1 protein-coding gene is annotated in these 550 nt (G+C 47.8%); it reads left to right on the forward strand.

Features of this window, described 5'->3' with window-relative positions; all coding sequences use genetic code 11:
• Window positions 1-550 (forward strand): RHS repeat-associated core domain-containing protein (locus CLHUN_RS21710; protein WP_133051149.1); only part of this gene is annotated, 550 nt, incomplete at both ends.

A 550-nucleotide genomic window follows, 5' to 3' on the forward strand; every position in this document is an offset into this window, starting at 1 on the left:
TGACAGGAAGCTTCAGCCTGAGTATTGCAGGGCGGAGCAGCACAAGCAGCGAGGCTACGTATTACCAGTATGATGTGTGGAACCAGCTTGCCAAAACCACAGCAGGCAGCAAGACCATAAGCTATTCATACAACGGAGAGGGCTACAGGACAGCAAAGACGGAAAACGGGCAAAGGATCAACTACCTGTATGAAGCAGACAGGGTAATCCTGGAGACAGACGGAGCAGGCAGCCAGACAGCCAGAAACATATATGGAATAAATCTCCTGACAAGAACCGCAGGCAGTGATACAATAAATTATATGTACAATGGTCATGGAGATGTGACAGCGCTGCTGGGAGAGGACGGAACGGTCAAGGGAACATATTACTATGATGCCTTTGGAAACATAGTCGAGCAGACCGGGAACGTAAACAACAACATCACCTATGCTGGCTACCAGTATGATGCTGAAACAGATTTGTACTATCTGAATGCAAGGTACTATGACAGTAAGATAGCAAGGTTTTTGAGTGAGGACACCTATCTGGGTAATGCCGGTGACCCGCT

The sequence above is a fragment of the Ruminiclostridium hungatei genome (assembly GCF_002051585.1).
Taxonomy (GTDB): Bacteria; Bacillota; Clostridia; order Acetivibrionales; family DSM-1351; genus Ruminiclostridium; species Ruminiclostridium hungatei.